The organism is Aeromicrobium alkaliterrae (assembly GCF_039529015.1).
GTDB lineage: Bacteria > Actinomycetota > Actinomycetes > Propionibacteriales > Nocardioidaceae > Aeromicrobium > Aeromicrobium alkaliterrae.
Window position 1 is genome coordinate 1 of record NZ_BAAAME010000004.1, and the last position, 18402, is coordinate 18402.

Below are 18402 nucleotides of genomic sequence, written 5' to 3' on the forward strand. Positions count from 1 at the left end.
CAACAACTTGCTGGTATCCATGCCCGCCACAATCCGGCTCGTATCGAACGACTCCAACAACTTGCTCGTGTCCATGCCCGCCACAATCCGGCTCGTACCGAACGACTCCAACAACTTGCTCGTGTCCATGCCCGCCACAATCCGGCTCGCGTCAAACGACTCCAACAACTTGCTTGTGTCCATGCCCGCCGCCAACTTGCTGGTGTCCATCGCTGCCAAGATCCGGCTCGCGTCGAAGGGCGGGGAGGTCGGCTCATCGTTGGGTGACGTTGGGTCCGGCTGGTCGCCCGGCGGCGTTGGGGCCTGCTCATCGCCCGGTGACGTTGGGTCTGATGCGTCAGCCATGGTTCAACATTAGGCCGTACTACCGACACGTCCGCCAGGGTGGAAACTGGCGTCCCGGTTCGCCACGGGATACGAAGCTAAGTCAGGATTTCAAACAAGGTTGACAGATCCCCATTTACCGGATGAAGTATTGGCCATGGTCACGACCCCGCTCGCCGAGCACACGCCGCCAGTGGCAAAGCTTCTCAACCGCCCGAAGGCGGGGTGCTGAACTATGCCGCGCCACGCACTCGCACCGTACGAGGTTGATCAGATTGCGGTCAGCGATCATCCCAAGACGCCCGGCTTGGTTCGTGCTCGGGCTCGATTCCGACGCGAAGACGGAGGACCGCTGCTTGACGTCTACGGGTCTGGCAAGACACCAGCCGCTGCCAAGCGCGACCTGCGCGCCAACCTCGCGAGGAAGCGTCAGCAACACCACGGCGGAAGCGACCGAGTCAGCACCACGAGTACGGTCGAGCAAGTCGCCGCCGTGTGGCTGAGCGAGAAGCAAGCTCAGCGACCGGCATTGGCGGAGAAGACTCTCAGCGAGTACGCCAAGTGGGTCAGCGCCTACATCACGGGGACGGCGTACGGCAGCCTCAAGATCGGTGCGGCTGCCAACGTCGTTCGCGGGGAGCAGCACCTCCGCGACGTGGCGAACGGTCAGCACAAGAGCACCAGTCGAGGAGGCGGCGAGGGGGCCATGAAGTCGGCCCGCAAGGTTCTGCACGGGATCACCGACACGGCGCATCGGCACGGCGCGATCCCTCACCCGACCAGGTTCCGTCTGCAAGGTCGGACCGCCGACGAAGGTCGCGACAAGATCGACACCGAGCGAGTCTTCACCCATGACGAACTCGTCGAGGTCCAGGCTGTCGCCGATGCCCACACTGCCGACATGGGTGACCTCGTGGCTTTCCTAACTGCGCTCGGCCCTCGGGTCTCAGAGGCGCTCCACGGCGTCACTTGGGACGACGTGGATCTCGATGCCGGGACGGTGACCATCCGAGGCACGAAGTCGAAGAACGCCAAGCGGACGGTGACGATGCCCGCGTGGCTGATCGAGCGACTCGGCGCGCGGGCTGGCCTCCACGGCACGACCGGCCTTGTGTTCGGCGTAACCAGGTACGCGAGCAAGATGGGCCAGCCGCGCGACCTGTCCAACGTCCTCGACAAGATGCGGAGCCTGCTCGATACGGCGGGATGCCCGTGGGCGGGCAGCCACACGTTCCGCCGCACGTACGCAACGCTTGCCGATGACGCTGGCGCGAGCCTCGGGCAGATCGCCGCCGTGCTGGGACAGGATCCGGCGACAACCGCCACCTACATCAAGACCCGTCCTGTTGCGACAGCGGTGGACGTCCTCGCCAGGTAGATGGGGACTAAGTGGGGATCACCCTGAAAACGAAGAACCGGCCCCCACCTGTCTTCGCAGGTCAGCGCCGGTATCTTGCTCCCCCATCTGGACTCGAACCAGAAACCCTTCGATTAACAGTCGAATGCTCTGCCAATTGAGCTATGGGGGATCGACTCCCTCACCGGGAGCACGGTGCACCACCTTAGCAAGCCCCTGCCGCAGTTGTCGCATCGCCTGGGCCTCGCGGTCGCGGACCTGCGACTCGGTCAGTCCCAGCAGCCGGGCGACCTCGTGGCGTGGGCGCGGGAGGCCTGCGGTCTCGCCCAGTCGGTACCGCAGTCGGAGCACCTCAGGGACGTCGTCGGGGACGAGGTCCGACGCTACGCTGTCGTGGGCCGGCTCCCCCGCGAGGTCGTCGGGCAGCGGAGCCGAGACGATCGGCACGGCGGTGCGCATGGCGTCGCCGATCCACCACCACGCGTACGTGCGCAGCCGGGCTCCCCTGCTCGGGTCGAACCGGTCGACGGCCTGGATGAGCCCCAGACAACCGGCTTGGATCGCGTCGTCGAGGGCGTCGCCCCGGAAGCCGAGCATGCGGGCGCGCTGCACGACGTGACGCAGCCCTGACCGGATCAGCGCGGCCCGGGCATCGGTGTCGCCGGATCGGGCTCGACGGGCGAGGTCCCGCTCGGCGGCTGCGTCGATCTCGGGCTCGGCCAGCACGCTGCGGACCCAGGGTGTCGTCATGGGACCACCGTGGATCGGTGACGACGTGCGTGGGTGATCCGATCACCCACCTGTGGAGGGCGAGTGCCGGCACGTCAGCTGGGGACGACGCCGCCCACGGCCTTCTCGCGCAGCTCGCGGTGCTGCTGCTCCAGGGCGATGAGCTCACCGAACATCCGGTTGTAGGCGTCGGCGTCGTCGATCGGGTTGGTGCGCTGCAGGCGCGACTTCACGTCGGCCACGTGGCGACCGACCGTGAGCACCTGCAGACGGAAGATGCTCGAGGAGACGACCTGCACCGTCGTGCTCTCCTGCGCGAGCAGCGGCTCGACCGTGGCACGCGACAGGATCGGGCGCAGGGCCTCGGGCAGCGCCTCGACGACCCGCGGGATCCAGGTGGGGTCGGGCTTCTCGGGCCAGCCCTGGGCCTTGAGCGCGGTGAAGATCTCGCGGGACACGGGGTGCGTGAAGTCGTCCTCGTCGAGGTCGACCGCGAACTGGCGCGCCAGGTGCGGGTGCTGCGCGAGCGCCTTGAGTGCCTCGCGCTCGTCGGCGAACTGCGGCGCACCGAACGACGGCCCCGAGGCCACGGGTGCCGGGGCGCCGGAGGCCGGCTCGGCGGCGGGAGCGTTGCGCCGGGACGAGGCCGCCGGCTTGCCCTTGATCTTCTGGTGCTCGGCCCGCACCTGCTCGACCTCCACGCCGATGCGGCCGGCCACCTCGCGCAGGAAGGCGTCGACCTTCGAGACGTCGCGGATCGCGCTCGCGAGGTGCACGGCGTCGCGCACGGCGTCGACGCGCTGGTCGCCCCGGTCGAGGTCGTACTGCTTGAGCGTGTTGTCGAGCACGAAGCGGTAGAGCGGGATGCGCGAGGCGATGAGCTCGCGGACCGCGGCGTCGCCGTCGGCCATGCGCAGGTCGCACGGGTCCATGCCGCGCGGCTCGACGGCGACGTAGGTCTGGCCGACGAACTCCTCGTCGCCCTCGAACGACTTCACGGCGGCGCGCTGACCGGCCTCGTCGCCGTCGAAGGTGAAGACGACCTCGCCGCGGAAGGCGTCGTGGTCGAGCATCAGACGGCGCAGGATGCGGGCGTGGCCCTCGCCGAACGCCGTGCCGCAGGTGGCGATGGCGGTGGTGACGCCGGCCTGGTGGCACGCCATGACGTCGGTGTAGCCCTCGACGACGACGGCCTGGCTGGCGCCGGAGATCTGGCGGCGGGCCAGGTCGATGCCGTAGAGCACCTGGGTCTTCTTGTAGAGCGGCGTCTCGGAGGTGTTGACGTACTTGCCGGCCATGAAGTCGTCGTCGTAGAGCTTGCGGGCGCCGAAGCCGATGATCTCGCCCGTCATCTCCTTGATGGGCCACAGCAAGCGACCCTGGAAGACGTCGAACGTGCCGCCGCTGGTGCGGCGCGCGAGGCCGCCGACCACGAGCTCCTCGTCGGTGAAGCCCTTGTTCTTCAGGAAGCCGGTGAGGCTCTGGCGGTCCTTCGGGGCGTAGCCGAGGGTGAAGTGCTCGGCGGCGGCCTGGTCGAAGCCGCGGTCCTTGATGAACTGGCGGGCGACCTGCGCCTCGGGCGCCGAGCCGAGCTGCGAGGCGTAGTACTCCCCTGCGGCGGCGTGGGCCTCGAGCAGCCGCTGACGCTGGCGCGGGTCGCGGCGCGGCCCCGAGGACCGACCGTCCTCCTCGTACCGCAGCTGGATGCCGAACTTCGTGGCCAGCCGCTCGACGGCCTCGGCGAACGGGAGCCCCTCGATCTCCATGAGGAACTTGATCGAGTCGCCTCCGGCTCCGCAGCCGAAGCAGTGGTAGAAGCCCTGCGCCGGGCGCACGTTGAACGACGGAGACTTCTCGTCGTGGAAGGGGCACAGGCCCTTGCGAGCGCCGCCGCCGGCGCTCTTGAGCGTCACGTAGCCCTCGACGACCTCGTCGATGCGGGCACGTTCGCGGACGAGCTGGATGTCCTCGTCCTTGATCCGCGGCATGGCCGCATCCTATGTCGGCCCGCCCACTCCCCGGACGGAGCGTTCAGAGGCCGAGGCGCTGGGCCCAGAGCGGGGCGGAGACGTCGGTCAGGCAGGCGACCTGGTCGACCGCCACGCGCAGCCGGGCCGCGTCGTCCGGAGCGGTCGCGAAGTCGGCCGCGAGGTCGGTGTCGAGGTCGCGGCCCTCCCGCTCCAGGAGCGCCGCGACCAGCGCCGTCAGCAGGTCGCGCTGGGCGACCAGGTTGGCCGTGCGGTCGTCGGCCAGCATCACGTGGTGGGCCGCGATCGACTTCAGGATCGTGATCTCGTCCAGCGTCGCGACGGGGACCTCGAGATCGGCGTCGAACCGCACGAGCGGCCCGTCGCCCCAGCGCTGCATCGTGGCGCTCTGGGCGGCGACCGCGAACCGGCCGATCAGCGCGCTGGTCAGGCTCTTGATCGCGGCGAGCGAGCGGCGGCTGCCGTCGAAGCGGGTGGTCGGCCACTCCGGCAGTGCCTGCAGGCGGTCGAGCGCCGCGCCGAGGCGCGCGTCGTCGGCGTCCGGCAGGTACCAGTCCCGGGCGACGGCGCAGACCTGGGCGAGCTGCAGGTCGTCGGTGAGGTCGAACCAGCCGCCCACCACGCCGTCCTCGACGTCGTGCACGGAGTAGGCGATGTCGTCGGACAGGTCCATGACCTGGGCCTCGATCGGGCGCACGAAGGGGGCGGCGTCGGCGCGGACCCACGTGTAGACCGGCAGGTCGTCCTCGTACACGCCGAACTTCGCACCGCCGCCGGGGGATTCGCCGCGGCGCCACGGATACTTGATGCAGGCAGCCAACGTGCCGCGGGTGAGGTTGAGACCCACGCTCGCACCGTCCGGGCCGAAGGTCTTGGCCTCCAGCCGGGTCAGCAGGCGCAGGGTCTGGGCGTTGCCCTCGAACCCGCCGCAGGAGGCCGCGAGGGCGTCGAGCGCGACCTCGCCGTTGTGGCCGAACGGCGGGTGACCGAGGTCGTGCGCGAGGGCGGCCGAGTCGACGATGTCAGGGTCGCAGCCGAGCGAGGCCCCCAGCTCGCGGGCGACCTGGGCGACCTCCTGGGAGTGGGTCAGGCGGTTGCGCACGAAGTCGTCGAAGCCCGGGCCGAGGACCTGGGTCTTGGCCGAGAGGCGGCGCAGAGCGGCCGAGTGGACGATGCGGCCCCGGTCGCGCTCGAACGGCGTGCGGCCGGCCCGCTTGGGCGGCTCGGGCACGAACCGCGCCCGCGCCTCCGCGCCGTAGCTCGTCACGCCAGCACCGTAGCGGACGGCCCGCGGCTCAGAAGCGTCCGTTGCGGGGGCGGGGCTGGCAGCGGGGGCACCAGTACGACGACCGGTTCATGAAGGGGCTGCGGCGCATCGCGGTGCCGCACCGCCCGCACGGCTCGCCCTCGCGGCCGTAGGCGTTGAGCGAGCGGTCGAAGTACCCGCTCGCGCCGTTGACGTTGACGTAAAGCGCGTCGAACGACGTGCCGCCCTGCGCCAGCGCCTCGGACATGACCTCGGTGACGTGGTGCAGCAGCGTGTCGACCTCGGTGCGGCGCAGCGTGCGCGTGTTGCGCGCGTAGTGCAGCGGGACGCGCCACAGGGCCTCGTCGGCGTAGATGTTGCCGACGCCCGAGATCAGCCCCTGGTCGAGCAGCGCCCGCTTGACGCCGGTCTCGCGGCGCTTCAGGCGGGCCGCGAACTCGTCGGGGTCGAAGGCCGGGTCGAGCGGGTCGCGGGCGATGTGGGCGACCTCGGCGGGCAGGTCCGCTCCCCCGTCGCTGATCGCGAGACCACCGAAGATCCGTTGGTCGACGAACCGGAGCTGCGCGCCGTCCTCGAGGTCGAGCGTGACCTTGAGGTGCTTCTGCAGCGGGGCGTCGGGCTCGCTGATCAGCATCTGACCGCTCATCCCGAGGTGGGCGAGCAGCGCGTCGTCCCCGTGATCGACACCGTCGAGCGGGAGCCAGAGGTACTTGCCGCGCCGGCGGGCGTCGGCCACCGTGCGTCCGGTCAGGCGCAGGGCGAAGTCCTCCGGCCCGGCCACGTGACGACGCAGCGAGCGGACGTCGAGCACGCGGACCGCGGTGATGCGCCGACCCACGACGTGGTCGGCCAGGCCGCGACGGACGACCTCGACCTCGGGGAGCTCAGGCACCCGCGGCGCGACCGGCGCTGAGGATCTCCCAGGCGATCTGGGCGACCTGCTGCTCGGCCTCCTTCTTCGAGGTGCCGGACCCACCGTCGAAGACGTGCTCGCCGACGTGGACCGCGGCGGAGAAGACGCGCGCATGGTCGGGCCCCTCGCTCTGGACGGCGTAACGCGGCACGCCCAGGCCCTGGGTCGCCGACACCTCCTGCAGGGAGGTCTTCCAGTCGAGCGCCGCGCCCAGACGGGCGGCGTCGGCGATGACCGGGTCGAAGATGAGGTGGACCACGGCCGAGGCCCGCTCGATGCCGAACTGCACGTAGATCGCGCCGATCAGCGCCTCGACGGTGTCGGAGAGGATCGAGGCCTTGTCGCGGCCTCCGGTGGCCTCCTCGCCCCTGCCGAGGCGGACGTGCTCACCGATCCCGAGCGTGCGGGCCACGACCGCGAGGGCCTTGGCGCTGACGACCGCCGAGCGCAGCTTCGCGAGCTGACCCTCCGGCAGGTCGGGATGGGTGTGGAACAACGCGTCCGTGACGACGAGCCCCAGCACCGAGTCGCCGAGGAACTCAAGACGCTCGTTGTTGGGGACCTGGCCGTTCTCGTAGGCGAACGACCGGTGCGTCAGGGCATGCGTCAAGAGCTCCGGATCGAGATCCGGAGCTCCCAGGACGGCGCTCAGCTCGTGCGGGCCGCGCTCGTCCACGACGGGGTCGGTCAGAGGACCTGGCGACGCTCGCCGCGCGCGCCGTACTGGCCGCACTCGCCGCACGCACGGTGCGGGATGACCTTGCTGTCGCACGCGGGGTTGGCGCAGTCGACGACCTGGACCTTCGTGGCCTTCCAGGCCGAACGACGGTGACGGGTGTTGCTGCGCGACATCTTCCGCTTCGGGACGGCCACGATTACTCCTTGGGGGGTTCGATCAGCTGGGTGAGGGCCGACCATCTCGGGTCGACCGCCTCTCCGTGTGTGTGGTCGGGATCATCCGCGAGCCGGGCCCCGCACTCGGGGCACAGTCCCGGACATTCCGGATCACACAACGGGTGGTGCGGCAGTGCGAACACTGTCGCGTCACGCAGTGGAGGTTCGAGGTCGAGCAGGTCGCCCTCGAGCCACAGGGACTCCTCCGCCTCGTCGTCGTCCGACGGTCGTTCGAACAGGTACAGCTCCTGCACGTCCAGGTCGATCTCTTCCTGGACATCTGTCAGGCACCGCACACACTCGCCGACCGCCGTCACCGTGGTGGATCCCGTTGCCAGGATCCCGTCCACCAACGCCTCGAGCCGCAGCTCCAGGTCGATCGGTGAACCCTCGGGGACGCCGAAGACGTCGTAGCCCCACTGCGCCGGCACCTGGACGGACAGATGGTACGAGCGTTCGTTTCCAGGTCGTCGCCCCAGCTCGTGGGTGTCGATGACCAACGGTCCCGTCTGCACGCTCATCCATTCGTCGAAAGTGCACAACACATGACCTGCGTACAGGCCAGCGTCGATCATAGCCTGCGGACCGCCTCGGGCGGTAATCGAGGGACCTCGACCGCACGCGTTCTGTCGGTCCCGACCGCCATGATCGTCCCATGACCGAGGGCCCCACCGAAGGGACCGTGCTGCACGCCGACCTCGACGCGTTCTTCGCGTCGGTCGAGCAGCGCGACGACCCGTCCCTGCGCGGCCGTCCCGTCATCGTGGGCGGCGGTGTCGTGGTGGCCGCGTCGTACGAGGCGAAACGGCGTGGCGTCCGCACGCCGTCGAACATCCGCCAGGCCCTGCGAGCGTGCCCCGAGGCCGTCGTGGTGCCGCCGCGCTTCGAGGCCTACTCGGAGGCCAGCAAGCGGGTCTTCGAGGTCTTCGCCGACACGACTCCCCAGGTCGAGGCGCTGTCGATCGACGAGGCGTTCCTCGAGGTCGGCGGTCTCCGGCGGATCCGGGGGCTGCCGTCCCAGATCGCGGCGCAGCTCCGCACCGACGTCGCCGAGCGCGTCGGGCTGCCCATCTCGGTGGGGGTGGCGCGCACCAAGTACCTGGCCAAGATCGCCAGCGCCTCGGCCAAGCCCGACGGTCTGCTGGTCGTGCACCTCGAGCACGAGCAGCGGTTCCTCCACGCCCTGCCGGTCGAGCGGCTCTGGGGCGTCGGCGACGTCACGGCGGCCAAGCTGCACCAGGCCCACGTGCGCACCGTGGGTCAGATCGCCGCCATGGAGCTGCGCGAGGCCACGGCCCTGCTCGGCAACGCCACGGGGCGCCACCTCTGGGCGCTGGCGCAGGGGCACGACCCCCGCCGGGTCGAGACCGGCCGGCGCCGTGGGTCGATGGGCGCCCAGCACGCCCTCGGCTCGCGCCCCCGGACGGCCGCCGAGGTCGAGGCGATCCTTCTGAGCCTGGTCGACCGCGTCACGAGCCGCATGCGCCGCGTCGACCGCACGGGCAGTGTCGTCACGCTCAGCCTCCGGTTCGGCGACTTCGGCCGCTCCACCGCCTCGCACACGCTGGCCCGTCCCACCTCGCACACCGCCACGATCCTCGAGGTGGCGCGCACGTTGCTGCGGCAGCGCTGGTCGGAGGCCGAGCGCCGCGGACTCACGTTGATCGGGGTCTCGGTCGGCCAGGTCGACGACGCTCCCCTGCAGCTCGCGCTGCCGCTCGACGCCACCTCCGGCACCGAGCTCGATACCGCGGTCGACGAGGTGCGCGCCAAGTTCGGGCGCACCTCGGTCAAGCGGGCGGTGCACGTCGGCGACCGCGAACGCGCGCCGCAGCCGATCCTGCCCGACTAGCGGCTAGTGGCCGAACTTGGCGTCGAGGGCGTTGAGCACGACGGGCGAGACCAGGTCGGCGACGTCGCCGCCGTGGCGCGCGACCTCCTTGACCAGGCTCGAGGCGATGAACATGTAGTCGGGCGCGGTCGGGATGAAGACCGTGTCGATCCCCGTGAGGTTGCCGTTCATCTGCGCCATCTGCAGCTCGTAGTCGAAGTCCGACACGGCGCGCAGGCCCTTCACGATCGCGTCCACGCCGTTCTGGGCGCAGTAGTCGACCAGCAGTCCGGCGTAGAAGTCGACCGTGACGTTGGGGCTGTCGCGGAGCGAGCGCCGGATCAGGTCCATGCGCTGCTCGGTGTCGAACAGGCCCTTCTTGGACTCGTTGACCAGCACCACCACGACGACCTCGTCGAAGAGATGGGCAGCCCTCTCGATGATGTCGAGATGGCCCTTCGTCACCGGGTCGAACGAGCCCGGACACACCACGCGCGTCATCGCTGCACCGCCATGTCAGCGACCGTACCAAAGCGTGGTCTCGCCGTAGGCCCGCTCGTCCCACGCCTCGACCCCGTCGGGCCAGGCGAACGGGTCGCGCGACGAGCGCTCCACGACGAGCAGTCCGTCGGGCAGGCACCAGACAGGGTCGGCGAGCACGGTCACCAGGTCCGTGACCTCGGCGGTCGGCACGGCGTACGGCGGATCGAGCAGCACCAGGTCGTAGGGCTGCAGCGGTGGCGTGCGGACGAACTTCTGGGCCGTCGTGGCGTGCACCTGCGCCGCCGTGATGCCGAGCTCGTCGAGGTTGCCCCGCATCGTGCGCACCGCGTGACGGTCGGGATCGACCAGGTCCGCATGCGCGGCGCCGCGCGAGATCGCCTCGATGCCGAGGGCGCCCGAGCCGGCGTAGAGGTCGAGGACACGCAGGTCGTCCATGCCGCCGAAGGCCGACGTCAGGGTCGCGAAGAGCGACTCCCGCACGCGGTCGGAGGTGGGCCGGGTCGCGTCACCGGGCGGGGTGCGCAGGCGTCGGCCCTTGAAGTTGCCCGCGACGACCCGCGTCACGTGCGCTCCAGGTAGTCGGCGCCGTCGGTGGCCTCCAGCGCGGCCACGGCGGCGGCGAGGACCGGATGGCCCGCGAGCTCCGGGTCGGCCTCGACCACGGCGGTCGCGACCTCCCGCGCCGCGACGATGACGTCCTCGTCGCGCACGACCGACAGCAGCCGCAGGCTCGAGCGGAACCCCGACTGCCGGGTGCCCAGCACGTCCCCCTCGCTGCGCATAGAGACGTCCAGCCGCGACAGCTCGAAGCCGTCGGTCGTCGAGGCCACGGCCTTGAGCCGCTCGGCCGAGGGCGAGGCCGCGTCGGCGGTGGTGACGAGCAGGCACAGGCCCGGCTCGCTGCCGCGGCCGACCCGGCCGCGCAGCTGGTGCAGCTGGGAGATGCCGAAGCGCTCGGCGTCCATCACGACCATGACCGTCGCGTTGGGGACGTCGACCCCGACCTCCACGACGGTCGTGGCCACCAGCACGTCGATCCGTCCGGCCGCGAAGGCCGACATCACGGCGTCCTTGTCGTCGGCCGACATCCGCCCGTGCAGGGCGCCGAGCCGCAGGCCGTGCAGCGCTCCCCCGGCGAGGTCCTCGTGCAGCTCGACGAGGGACGACGTCGGCGAGTCCGCGTCGCTCGACTCGTCCCCGATGCGCGAGACGACGACGTAGGCCTGACGCCCCCGCCCCACTTCCTCACGCACCCGTTCCCAGGCGCGCTCGAGCCACGCCGGCCGGTCGGCGATCGGGACGACGTTGGTCTGGATCGGCTGGCGGCCCGCGGGCAGCTCGGTGAGGACCGAGACGTCGAGGTCGCCGAACACCGTCATCGCGACGGTGCGCGGGATCGGCGTGGCCGTCATGACCAGCACGTGGGGGCGGGTCTCGTAGCGGTCGACCAGGGCCGCGCGCTGCTCGACGCCGAAGCGGTGCTGCTCGTCGACGACGACCAGGCCCAGGTCGGCGAACTCCACGCCCTCCTGGATCAGCGCGTGCGTGCCGACGACGATGCCCGCCTCACCGGTCACGAGGTCGAGCAGCGACTCCTGCCGCGCCCGCGTGCCCATCGAGCCGGTCAGCAGCCGCACGCGGGTCGCCCCCTCGGCGCCGCCGAGCATGCCGGACCGCGACAGGTCGCCCAGCATGCGCGTGATCGTGCGGTGGTGCTGGGCCGCGAGGACCTCGGTCGGTGCGAGCATCGCGGCCTGACCGCCGGCGTCGACGACCTGCAGCATCGCCAGGAGCGCCACGACGGTCTTGCCCGACCCCACCTCGCCCTGGAGCAACCGGTGCATCGGGTGCGCCGAGGCCAGCTCGGCGCTCACCGCGTCGGAGATCTCCTGCTGTCCCCGCGTCAGCTCGAAGGGCAGCTGCGCGACGAACCGGTCGTGCAGGCCACCGTCACGGGGCGGCCTCGCTGCTGCCGTGGACGCGGTCGCGCGGTGGCGTCGCTGGGCGAGGACGGTCTGCATCACGAACGCCTCCTCGAACCGGAAGCGAGCCTTGGCCGCCATCCCCTCGGCCACGGAGTACGGGCGGTGGATGCTCTCGAACGACGCGGCGACGTCGGCGTAGCCGCGCTCACGGCGCACCTCGTCGGGAAGCACCTCGGGCAGGTCCTCCACGGCGTCGAGGGCGAGCCCGACGCACCGCTCGATCAGGACCGACCCGGCGGCGGCGCTGGCGGGATAGATCGGGACGACACCGCGTGCCAGGCGGTCGCCGATCGCGTCATGCTGCGGATGAGTCAGCTGGAGCTTGCCGCGGAAGCTGCCGACCACCCCGGAGAACAGGCCCACGTCGCCGGTCTTGATGCCGAAGACGCGGCTGAAGAAGGTCAGCGTGATCTCGCCGGTCTGGTCCGTCACCAGCACCTCGGTGCGGGTGCGCCGGCCGCCCGGACCGAACGGGAACGTCTTGATCGCCCGCACCTCGGCCATGATCGTGACGTGCTGGTCGACCTCGAGGCTGCTCATCGGCGTCAGCTGGCCGATCTCGAGGTATCGACGTGGGTAGTGGCGCAGGAGGTCGCCGACCGTCTGCATGCCGAAGGCCTTGGTCAACGGCTTGGCGGACTTGTCGCCGATGACCGGAGCGAGGCTGCTCGTGAGGGTGACCGGCACCGTCACTCCACCGCGATGAACAGCGGGTAGTGCTCCTGGCCACCGGCGTAGACCGCGACGTCGACGTCCGGGCGGGAGCGCTCGATGTGGTGCTGCAGCTGGGTCGCGAGGTCCTCGTCGGCCTCGTGGCCGCACACGACCGTGACGAGCTCCGACGACGGGGTCAGCAGGCGCTCGACGACCTGCGCGGCGACCTCGAGCGGACCCTCGCCGACGAACGCGAAGTCGCCCGAGACCACGCCGAGCACGTCGCCGGCGACGCACGGACCGGCCATCGTGATGCCGGGCTCGGTCGCGACGGTGATGGCGCCGTGGGCCGTGCTTCCCGCGGCGCTCGACATCGCCACGACGTCGTCGTCGAAGTCGATGCCCGGGTCGTGGACCGCCAGTGCGGCGAGACCCTGCACCTGGGCGTGCGTGGGGATGACGGCGACGCGGCGGCCGGCCTCGCGGGCGGTCTTCGCGGCGGCCTCGAACAGGCCCACGTAGCGGTGGTTGTTCGGCAGCACCACCACCTCGTCGGCGTCGGCGGTCGCCAGCGCGGAGGCCACGACGTCGTGCGAGAGCGGAGCCGTGCGCGAGAACGGCATCGTCACGGCGCCGCTCTCGTCGCACAGCGCCGTGATGCCGTCGCCCGTCGTGGCGGCGATGACGATCCGGCGGCGGCGCTGGGTGCGCTGCGTCGAGATCTGGTCGGCGAAGTGGGTCACGGCGATGCGGCGGGGTCGCCCGGCAGCCAGGCCTGCCTCGATCGCCGCACCGACGTCGTCGACGTGCACGTGCACGTTCCACAGACCCTCGCCGCCGACGACGACCAAGGAGTCGCCGAGCTTCTGCAGCGCGGTGCGCAGCTCGGGGATCGCGTCGTCGTCGCCGTCGAGCAGGTACATGACCTCGTAGGCGGGCCCGCCCTCGACCAGGTCGATGCCGGCCTCGACCGGCACGGGGACGACGGCCTTGACGTGCGGGGCCACCCGCCCCGTCAGGGCCTGCTCGGTCGTGTCGAGCACCACGACCAGCACCCGGCCGCCGGCGTCGACCACGCCGGCGCGCGCCAGCAGCGCCATCTGCTCCGGGGTGCGGGCCAGACCCTCGCGGGCCGCGGCGGCTGCTGCGCTGAAGGCGTCACGGGCCGAGCGACCGGCGTCGGCCGCCTCGCGCGCACCACGGCTCGCGGCGGCGGCGACCGAGAGGATCGTGCCCTCCTGGGGGTCACCGACGGCCTCGTACGCGGCCTTCGTGGCGCGCTCGAAGGCCGCCGCGACGTGCTCGGCCGTCACCTCGCCGTCGATCGGGAGGCCCGACAGGCTGCCGCGCACGAGCTGCGACATGATCACGCCGGAGTTGCCGCGGGCCTGGGTCAGCAGCCCGTCGCGGTAGGCCTTGACGAGGGTGACCAGGTCGGCCTCGGAGCCCAGCTCGGCCACGGCCTCGGCCCCCGCGGCGAACGTCACGAAGGCGTTGGTGCCGGTGTCGGAGTCGGGGACCGGGAAGACGTTGAGCGCGTCGATCTCCGCCCGGGTGGACGCCAGCGCGTCCGCGCAGAGCTGGGTCCAGCGCACGAACGGCGCCGGACCGAGACGCAGACTCATGGCGCCGAGGGTATCGGCCCACGGGACCGATTAGCACTGCGCCACGTCGTTCGGCTATTCTTGAGCGGTTGCCTGCTCGACGACTCGTCGATGCGGCACCTCTTTCGTTTTGGTTCATCGAGATCGTTCAGGAGTGATCACCGTGGCAGCTGTCTGTGACGTGTGCAGCAAGGGACCCGGCTTCGGTCACAACGTCTCCCACTCGCACCGACGCACGAAGCGTCGTTTCAACCCCAACATCCAGCGCGTCCGCGCGGTCGTGAACGGCACGCCGCAGCGCGTGAACGTCTGCACCTCGTGCCTGAAGGCCGGCAAGGTCTCTCGCTGAAACTGCCTGGCCCCCGGGTCCTCTGGCGCTAGTGTCACCGTGTGACCAGCACCACGACCCGAGTCCACGCCTTCGCTGACGACGCACTCGGCGACCTCGACGCTGTCGGGGTCGCCGTTGCCATTTCCGCAGGCGAGATCAGTGCGGCCGAGGCCGTCGAGGCCGCGATCGCGCGCGCCGAGGCCGTCAACCCGCGGCTGAACGGCATCGTCACGAGCGACTTCGACCGCGCTCGCAGCACCGCCGCGACCCCGCTCACCGGGGTCTTCGCCGGCGTGCCGACCTTCATCAAGGACAACACCGACGTCGCGGGCCTGCCCACCGGGCACGGCTCGGCCGCGGTCATCGACCCGCAGCCGGCCGCCGCGAGCGAGCCCTTCGCCGAGCAGCTGCTGTCCACGGGCGCGGTCAACCTCGGCAAGACGACGATGCCGGAGTTCGGGTTCAACGCCACGACCGAGTTCCAGGACGCCGAGCCGACCCGCAACCCCTGGCACACCGACTACTCGTGCGGTGCGTCCTCCGGCGGCTCGGCCGCCCTGGTCGCCGCCGGGGCCGTGCCGTTCGCCCACGCCAACGACGGCGGTGGGTCGATCCGCATCCCCGCAGCCGCGTGCGGCCTGGTGGGCCTGAAGTTCACCCGTGGCCGCGAGCTGCCGTCGGCCGAGGCGAAGGACCTGCCGGTCAACATCATCTCCAACGGGATCGTGAGCCGGTCGGTGCGCGACTCCGCCGCGTTCCTGGCCGCGGTCGACCAGCACACCCCGAACCGCGGGCTGAGCCGCGTCGGTCTCGTCGAGGGCCCGTCCGACCGGCGCCTGCGCGTCGGCCTGATCCTCGACTCGCTGCGCTCCACGACCGACGACGAGACCCGCGCCGCGGTCCTCCAGGTCGCGCAGCAGCTCGAGAAGGACGGCCACGAGGTCGTCGAGGTGGCGCTGCCGGTCGACGAGGCCTTCGTGCGGCACTTCCTGCACTACTGGGCGATGCTGGGCTTCTCGATGCACCGCTTCGGTGGACGCCTGATGCACACCGCCTACGACCGCAGCCTGAACGACTCCCTGACCAAGGGTCTCGCGCGCGACTTCATCCGCCACCCGTGGCGCACCCCCGGCGCGATCCGCGGGCTGAAGAAGTCCGAGGCGACCTACAAGGCCGCCTTCCGCGAGAACGCCGTCGACGTGGTCCTCTCCCCCGTGCTGGGCTACACGACGCCGCTGCTGGGCCACCTGTCGCCGGCCGCCGGCTACGAGGTCATGCTGCCGCGCCTGCTCGACTACGCGGCGTTCACGCCGGCCAACAACGCCTCGGGCGGGCCCGCGATCAGCCTCCCGCTGGCACAGACCGCCGACGGCCGCCCGCTCGGCATCCACTTCTCGGCGGTCCACGGCGACGAGCGCACGCTCCTCGAGCTCGCCTTCGAGCTCGAGCAGTCCATCGGCTTCGCCCGCATCACCGACTGACCCCTCGCGAGTGGATTCCCGCCCCCCGCGAGTGGATTCCCGCCCCTCGCTGGGGCGGGAACTCACTCGCCGCAGGGCGGAAACTCACTCCTGGTCGGGCGGGAATCCACTCGCGAGCGGTCGTTGGTCAGCGGAAGTGCTCGTGGCCGGTCTCGCCGTCCCAGGGGAGGCCGTCGACCGTGACGCGGGGCTGGTCGCCGGCGGGGACCGCGACGACGGCGCCGATCGGGTACCAGTCGTCGGGCAGCGCCGCCTCGGGCGGGAACGTCGCGGCCAGGGCGTAGTCGTCGCCCCCGGTCAGGACGAACGAGACCGGGTGGCGACCGAGGGCCTCGGCCACCGTGATGACCGCCGACTCGATCGGCACGTGCTCCGAGCTCAGGTCGATCTGCACGCCGCTCGCGCGGGCCACGTGGCCGAGGTCGCCCAGCAGTCCGTCGCTGACGTCGATCATCGCCGTGGCGCCGGCGTCGGCCCCCGTCTCGCCGGAGCCGTACGGCGGGTGCGGGACACGGTGCGCCTCCACCGCGGCCCGGGGCGAGCGGAAGCCACGGCTCAGCGCCGCGAAGCCCGCGCCCGCGAGTCCGAGCGTGCCCGCGACCGCGACGACGTCGCCGACCTGGGCGCCGCTGCGCCGGACCGTGCGCGTCGCCTCGCCCACGACCGTCACCGCGATCACCAGCGTGTCGGACGCCGTGACGTCGCCACCGACGACCGCAGCGCCGACCAGGGCGCACTCCTCGACGACCCCGCGCACCAGCTCGTCGACCCACGCGACCGGCAGGTCGCCCGGGACCGCGAGCCCCAGCGTGAGCGCCGTGGCGTGACCACCCATCGCGTTGATGTCGGACAGGTTCGACGCCGCCGACTTGCGACCGACCTCGTGCGCCGTGGACCAGTCGCGGCGAAAGTGCCGCTGGTCGACCAGGACGTCGGTCGAGACGACGAGCGTCCCGCCGACCGAGATCTCCGCCGCGTCGTCGCCCGGCCCCACGAGGACCACGTCCGTCGTGGGCAGGGCGCGCGTGATGCGTTCGACGAGTCCGAACTCCCCCAGCTCGGACACCGTCTCGACGGTGAGGTCCCTCGTGCCTCCTCCGGATGCCTGCATGCGTCCATTGTCGCCCAGGCGGGCATCAGTTCCGCGCAGGACATCCGGTACCGTGTGCCGGTCCGCGTTACGAAGGAGTCACGATGACCGTGCAGGCGTACGTCCTGGTCCAGACCGAGGTCGGCACCGCTTCCGATGTCGCGACCGCGATCGGCGAGATCGAGGGTGTGAGCTCCGCGCAGGACGTCACGGGACCCTACGATGTCATCGTCCTGATCGAGGGTCCCTCGATCGACGAGCTCGGCACCCTCGTGGTCAGCCGCATCCAGAAGACGCCCGGCATCACGCGCACGCTGACGTGCCCCGTCGTGCGGGTCTGACGCTCCCCCCGCAGGTCAGCGCAGGCCGGTGGGCCGCGCCAACGCCTGCTGCAGCAGGCGGTCGACGAGCTCGGCGTACGTGACGCCGGACGCCTCCCACAGCAGCGGGAACATCGACGACGTCGTGAACCCGGGCATCGTGTTGATCTCGTTGATCACGAGGTCCTCGCCGTCGAGGAAGAAGTCGACGCGCGCCAGGCCCTCGCCCCCGATCGCCTTGAAGGCCTGGACGGCGTAGGCACGGATGCGGTCCGAGATCGTGGTCGACATCTCGGCCGGGACGATGTTGGCGCTGGTGCCGTCGAGGTACTTGGCCTCGAAGTCGTAGAACGCGTGCGCGCCGTGCTGCACCCGCACCTCGCCGACGACGCTGGCCTGCGGGGTCCCGTCGACCGCCTGCACGATCCCGCACTCGACCTCACGGGCGCCGATCTTGCCGGCCTCGACCAGCACCTTCGGGTCGAACGAGCGCGCGTGCTCGATCGCCGGGGCCAGCTCGTCCCACGTGTCGACCTTGACGACGCCCGAGCTCGAGCCCGCGCGCGACGGCTTGACGAAGACCGGCAGACCGAGCGCCCGCACGCGCGCCTCGATGCGATCGCGGTCGCTGGGCCACTCGGCCGGCTCGATCGGCACGTACGGCACCTGGGGAAGTCCGGCGGCCGCGAAGACGACCTTGGCGAAGACCTTGTCCATGCCGACGGCGCTCGCGAGCACCCCGGCGCCGACGTAGCGGACGTCCGCGAGGTCCAGGAGGCCCTGCAGGGTGCCGTCCTCGCCCCACGGGCCGTGCAGGAGCGGGAAGACGACGTCGGCGTCGGTCACGGACTCCCAGGGCACCGGCGGGGCGCTCTCGTCGACCGCGGGCAGCTGCCCGGGAGCGAGGTCCGGCCACTGCGGCGCGGCCTCGACCCAGCGACCGGACGGCGTGACGCCGATGGCGCGCACGTCGAAGCGGGTCGTGTCGATGACCGACATCACCTCGCGCGCCGTCAGGCAGGAGACGCCGTGCTCGCTGGAGCGACCGCCGTAGACGAGACAGACACGGGTCCGGGAGTCGGAACGTGACGTAATCATTTTCAGGACCCTATCCCCCGGCCACCTCCGAC

General features: G+C 71.2%; 19 protein-coding genes and 1 tRNA gene. 5 read left to right on the forward strand and 15 right to left on the reverse strand.

The window, feature by feature from the left end; translation table 11 throughout:
• Window positions 1-345: hypothetical protein (locus ABD127_RS07925; RefSeq protein WP_344199684.1), on the reverse strand; the 345-nt coding region annotated here is incomplete at its 3' end.
• Window positions 346-559: 214 nt separating this feature from the next.
• Here ABD127_RS07925 and ABD127_RS07930 point away from each other — a divergent pair.
• Window positions 560-1702, forward strand: coding sequence for a tyrosine-type recombinase/integrase (locus ABD127_RS07930; RefSeq protein WP_344199688.1), 1143 nt, complete (start codon window positions 560-562; stop codon window positions 1700-1702).
• 78 nt (window positions 1703-1780) lie between these two features.
• Here the strand turns inward: ABD127_RS07930 and ABD127_RS07935 are convergent.
• The 8 genes from ABD127_RS07935 to ABD127_RS07970 all read right to left on the reverse strand — a co-directional run bounded on the left by ABD127_RS07935 (window position 1781) and on the right by ABD127_RS07970 (window position 8047).
• Window positions 1781-1853, reverse strand: a tRNA-Asn gene (locus ABD127_RS07935).
• Entirely contained in the window at window positions 1844-2431 is a 588-nt protein-coding gene (locus tag ABD127_RS07940; RefSeq protein WP_344199691.1) for a sigma factor, read from the reverse strand. The genes ABD127_RS07935 and ABD127_RS07940 overlap by 10 nt, the downstream gene beginning before the upstream one ends.
• 74 nt (window positions 2432-2505) lie before the next feature.
• Complete coding sequence (gene dnaG / locus ABD127_RS07945) at window positions 2506-4398, reverse strand: DNA primase (RefSeq protein WP_344199694.1); 1893 nt, start codon at window positions 4396-4398, stop codon at window positions 2506-2508.
• Window positions 4399-4441: 43 nt separating this feature from the next.
• Window positions 4442-5665: a deoxyguanosinetriphosphate triphosphohydrolase gene (locus tag ABD127_RS07950; RefSeq protein ID WP_344199697.1), complete on the reverse strand. Its 1224-nt coding sequence runs from the start codon at window positions 5663-5665 to the stop codon at window positions 4442-4444.
• A gap of 28 nt (window positions 5666-5693) precedes the next feature.
• Window positions 5694-6557, reverse strand: coding sequence for a bifunctional DNA-formamidopyrimidine glycosylase/DNA-(apurinic or apyrimidinic site) lyase (gene mutM, locus ABD127_RS07955; RefSeq protein ID WP_344199699.1), 864 nt, complete (start codon window positions 6555-6557; stop codon window positions 5694-5696).
• Entirely contained in the window at window positions 6550-7254 is a 705-nt protein-coding gene (gene rnc, locus ABD127_RS07960; RefSeq protein WP_344199701.1) for a ribonuclease III, read from the reverse strand. Before rnc ends, mutM begins: the two co-directional genes overlap by 8 nt.
• Before the next feature lie 11 nt (window positions 7255-7265).
• Window positions 7266-7451, reverse strand: coding sequence for a 50S ribosomal protein L32 (rpmF, locus tag ABD127_RS07965; RefSeq protein ID WP_344199704.1), 186 nt, complete (start codon window positions 7449-7451; stop codon window positions 7266-7268).
• A gap of 2 nt (window positions 7452-7453) precedes the next feature.
• Complete coding sequence (locus ABD127_RS07970; RefSeq protein ID WP_344199706.1) at window positions 7454-8047, reverse strand: YceD family protein; 594 nt, start codon at window positions 8045-8047, stop codon at window positions 7454-7456.
• An 80-nt stretch (window positions 8048-8127) separates the two neighbouring features.
• On the opposite strand from ABD127_RS07970, the gene dinB reads away from it, so the two are divergent.
• Window positions 8128-9324, forward strand: coding sequence for a DNA polymerase IV (dinB, locus tag ABD127_RS07975; protein ID WP_344199708.1), 1197 nt, complete (start codon window positions 8128-8130; stop codon window positions 9322-9324).
• Window positions 9325-9327: 3 nt separating this feature from the next.
• Here dinB and coaD read toward each other — a convergent pair whose 3' ends face one another.
• Genes coaD through ABD127_RS07995 form a run of 4 tightly spaced genes read right to left on the reverse strand, consistent with a single transcriptional unit; the run spans window position 9328 to window position 14071 of the window.
• Window positions 9328-9804, reverse strand: coding sequence for a pantetheine-phosphate adenylyltransferase (coaD, locus tag ABD127_RS07980; RefSeq protein WP_344199711.1), 477 nt, complete (start codon window positions 9802-9804; stop codon window positions 9328-9330).
• A 15-nt stretch (window positions 9805-9819) separates the two neighbouring features.
• Window positions 9820-10371 carry a 16S rRNA (guanine(966)-N(2))-methyltransferase RsmD gene (rsmD, locus tag ABD127_RS07985; protein WP_344199714.1) on the reverse strand — a complete coding sequence of 184 codons (552 nt, stop codon included), beginning with the start codon at window positions 10369-10371 and terminating at the stop codon, window positions 9820-9822.
• Window positions 10368-12479 carry an ATP-dependent DNA helicase RecG gene (locus ABD127_RS07990; protein WP_425545803.1) on the reverse strand — a complete coding sequence of 704 codons (2112 nt, stop codon included), beginning with the start codon at window positions 12477-12479 and terminating at the stop codon, window positions 10368-10370. Before ABD127_RS07990 ends, rsmD begins: the two co-directional genes overlap by 4 nt.
• Window positions 12480-12481: 2 nt before the next feature.
• On the reverse strand, window positions 12482-14071 hold the full coding sequence (locus ABD127_RS07995) for a DAK2 domain-containing protein (protein WP_344199719.1): 1590 nt from the start codon (window positions 14069-14071) through the stop codon (window positions 12482-12484).
• A 142-nt stretch (window positions 14072-14213) separates the two neighbouring features.
• Between ABD127_RS07995 and rpmB the strand changes: the two genes are divergently transcribed.
• Together rpmB and ABD127_RS08005 are read left to right on the forward strand one after the other, a co-directional pair.
• Window positions 14214-14399: a 50S ribosomal protein L28 gene (gene rpmB / locus ABD127_RS08000; RefSeq protein ID WP_344199721.1), complete on the forward strand. Its 186-nt coding sequence runs from the start codon at window positions 14214-14216 to the stop codon at window positions 14397-14399.
• A gap of 41 nt (window positions 14400-14440) precedes the next feature.
• Complete coding sequence (locus ABD127_RS08005; protein ID WP_344199723.1) at window positions 14441-15862, forward strand: amidase; 1422 nt, start codon at window positions 14441-14443, stop codon at window positions 15860-15862.
• A gap of 127 nt (window positions 15863-15989) precedes the next feature.
• Here the strand turns inward: ABD127_RS08005 and ABD127_RS08010 are convergent, their stop codons facing one another.
• Window positions 15990-16973, reverse strand: a complete 984-nt coding sequence (locus ABD127_RS08010) for a thiamine-phosphate kinase (protein WP_344199726.1) — start codon at window positions 16971-16973, stop codon at window positions 15990-15992.
• Window positions 16974-17056: 83 nt separating this feature from the next.
• On the opposite strand from ABD127_RS08010, the gene ABD127_RS08015 reads away from it, so the two are divergent.
• Window positions 17057-17293 (forward strand): Lrp/AsnC family transcriptional regulator, encoded by a 237-nt coding sequence (locus ABD127_RS08015; RefSeq protein ID WP_344199728.1) that lies wholly within the window; start codon window positions 17057-17059, stop codon window positions 17291-17293.
• Window positions 17294-17308: 15 nt separating this feature from the next.
• On the opposite strand, the gene ABD127_RS08020 is transcribed toward ABD127_RS08015, so the two are convergent.
• A complete protein-coding gene (locus ABD127_RS08020; RefSeq protein WP_344199731.1) occupies window positions 17309-18370 on the reverse strand; it encodes a D-alanine--D-alanine ligase family protein in 1062 nt (353 codons plus the stop codon).
• Between the last annotated feature and the right edge of the window lie 32 nt (window positions 18371-18402).

Coding starts and splice junctions, on each gene's coding strand:
- ABD127_RS07930 (WP_344199688.1), top strand. CDS start 560: ATGCCGCGCCACGCACTCGCACCGTACGAGGTTGATCAGATTGCGGTC.
- ABD127_RS07940 (WP_344199691.1), bottom strand. CDS start 2,431: ATGACGACACCCTGGGTCCGCAGCGTGCTGGCCGAGCCCGAGATCGAC.
- dnaG (WP_344199694.1), bottom strand. CDS start 4,398: ATGCCGCGGATCAAGGACGAGGACATCCAGCTCGTCCGCGAACGTGCC.
- ABD127_RS07970 (WP_344199706.1), bottom strand. CDS start 8,047: ATGATCGACGCTGGCCTGTACGCAGGTCATGTGTTGTGCACTTTCGAC.
- dinB (WP_344199708.1), top strand. CDS start 8,128: ATGACCGAGGGCCCCACCGAAGGGACCGTGCTGCACGCCGACCTCGAC.
- coaD (WP_344199711.1), bottom strand. CDS start 9,804: ATGACGCGCGTGGTGTGTCCGGGCTCGTTCGACCCGGTGACGAAGGGC.
- ABD127_RS07995 (WP_344199719.1), bottom strand. CDS start 14,071: ATGAGTCTGCGTCTCGGTCCGGCGCCGTTCGTGCGCTGGACCCAGCTC.
- ABD127_RS08010 (WP_344199726.1), bottom strand. CDS start 16,973: ATGCAGGCATCCGGAGGAGGCACGAGGGACCTCACCGTCGAGACGGTG.
- ABD127_RS08015 (WP_344199728.1), top strand. CDS start 17,057: ATGACCGTGCAGGCGTACGTCCTGGTCCAGACCGAGGTCGGCACCGCT.
- ABD127_RS08020 (WP_344199731.1), bottom strand. CDS start 18,370: ATGATTACGTCACGTTCCGACTCCCGGACCCGTGTCTGTCTCGTCTAC.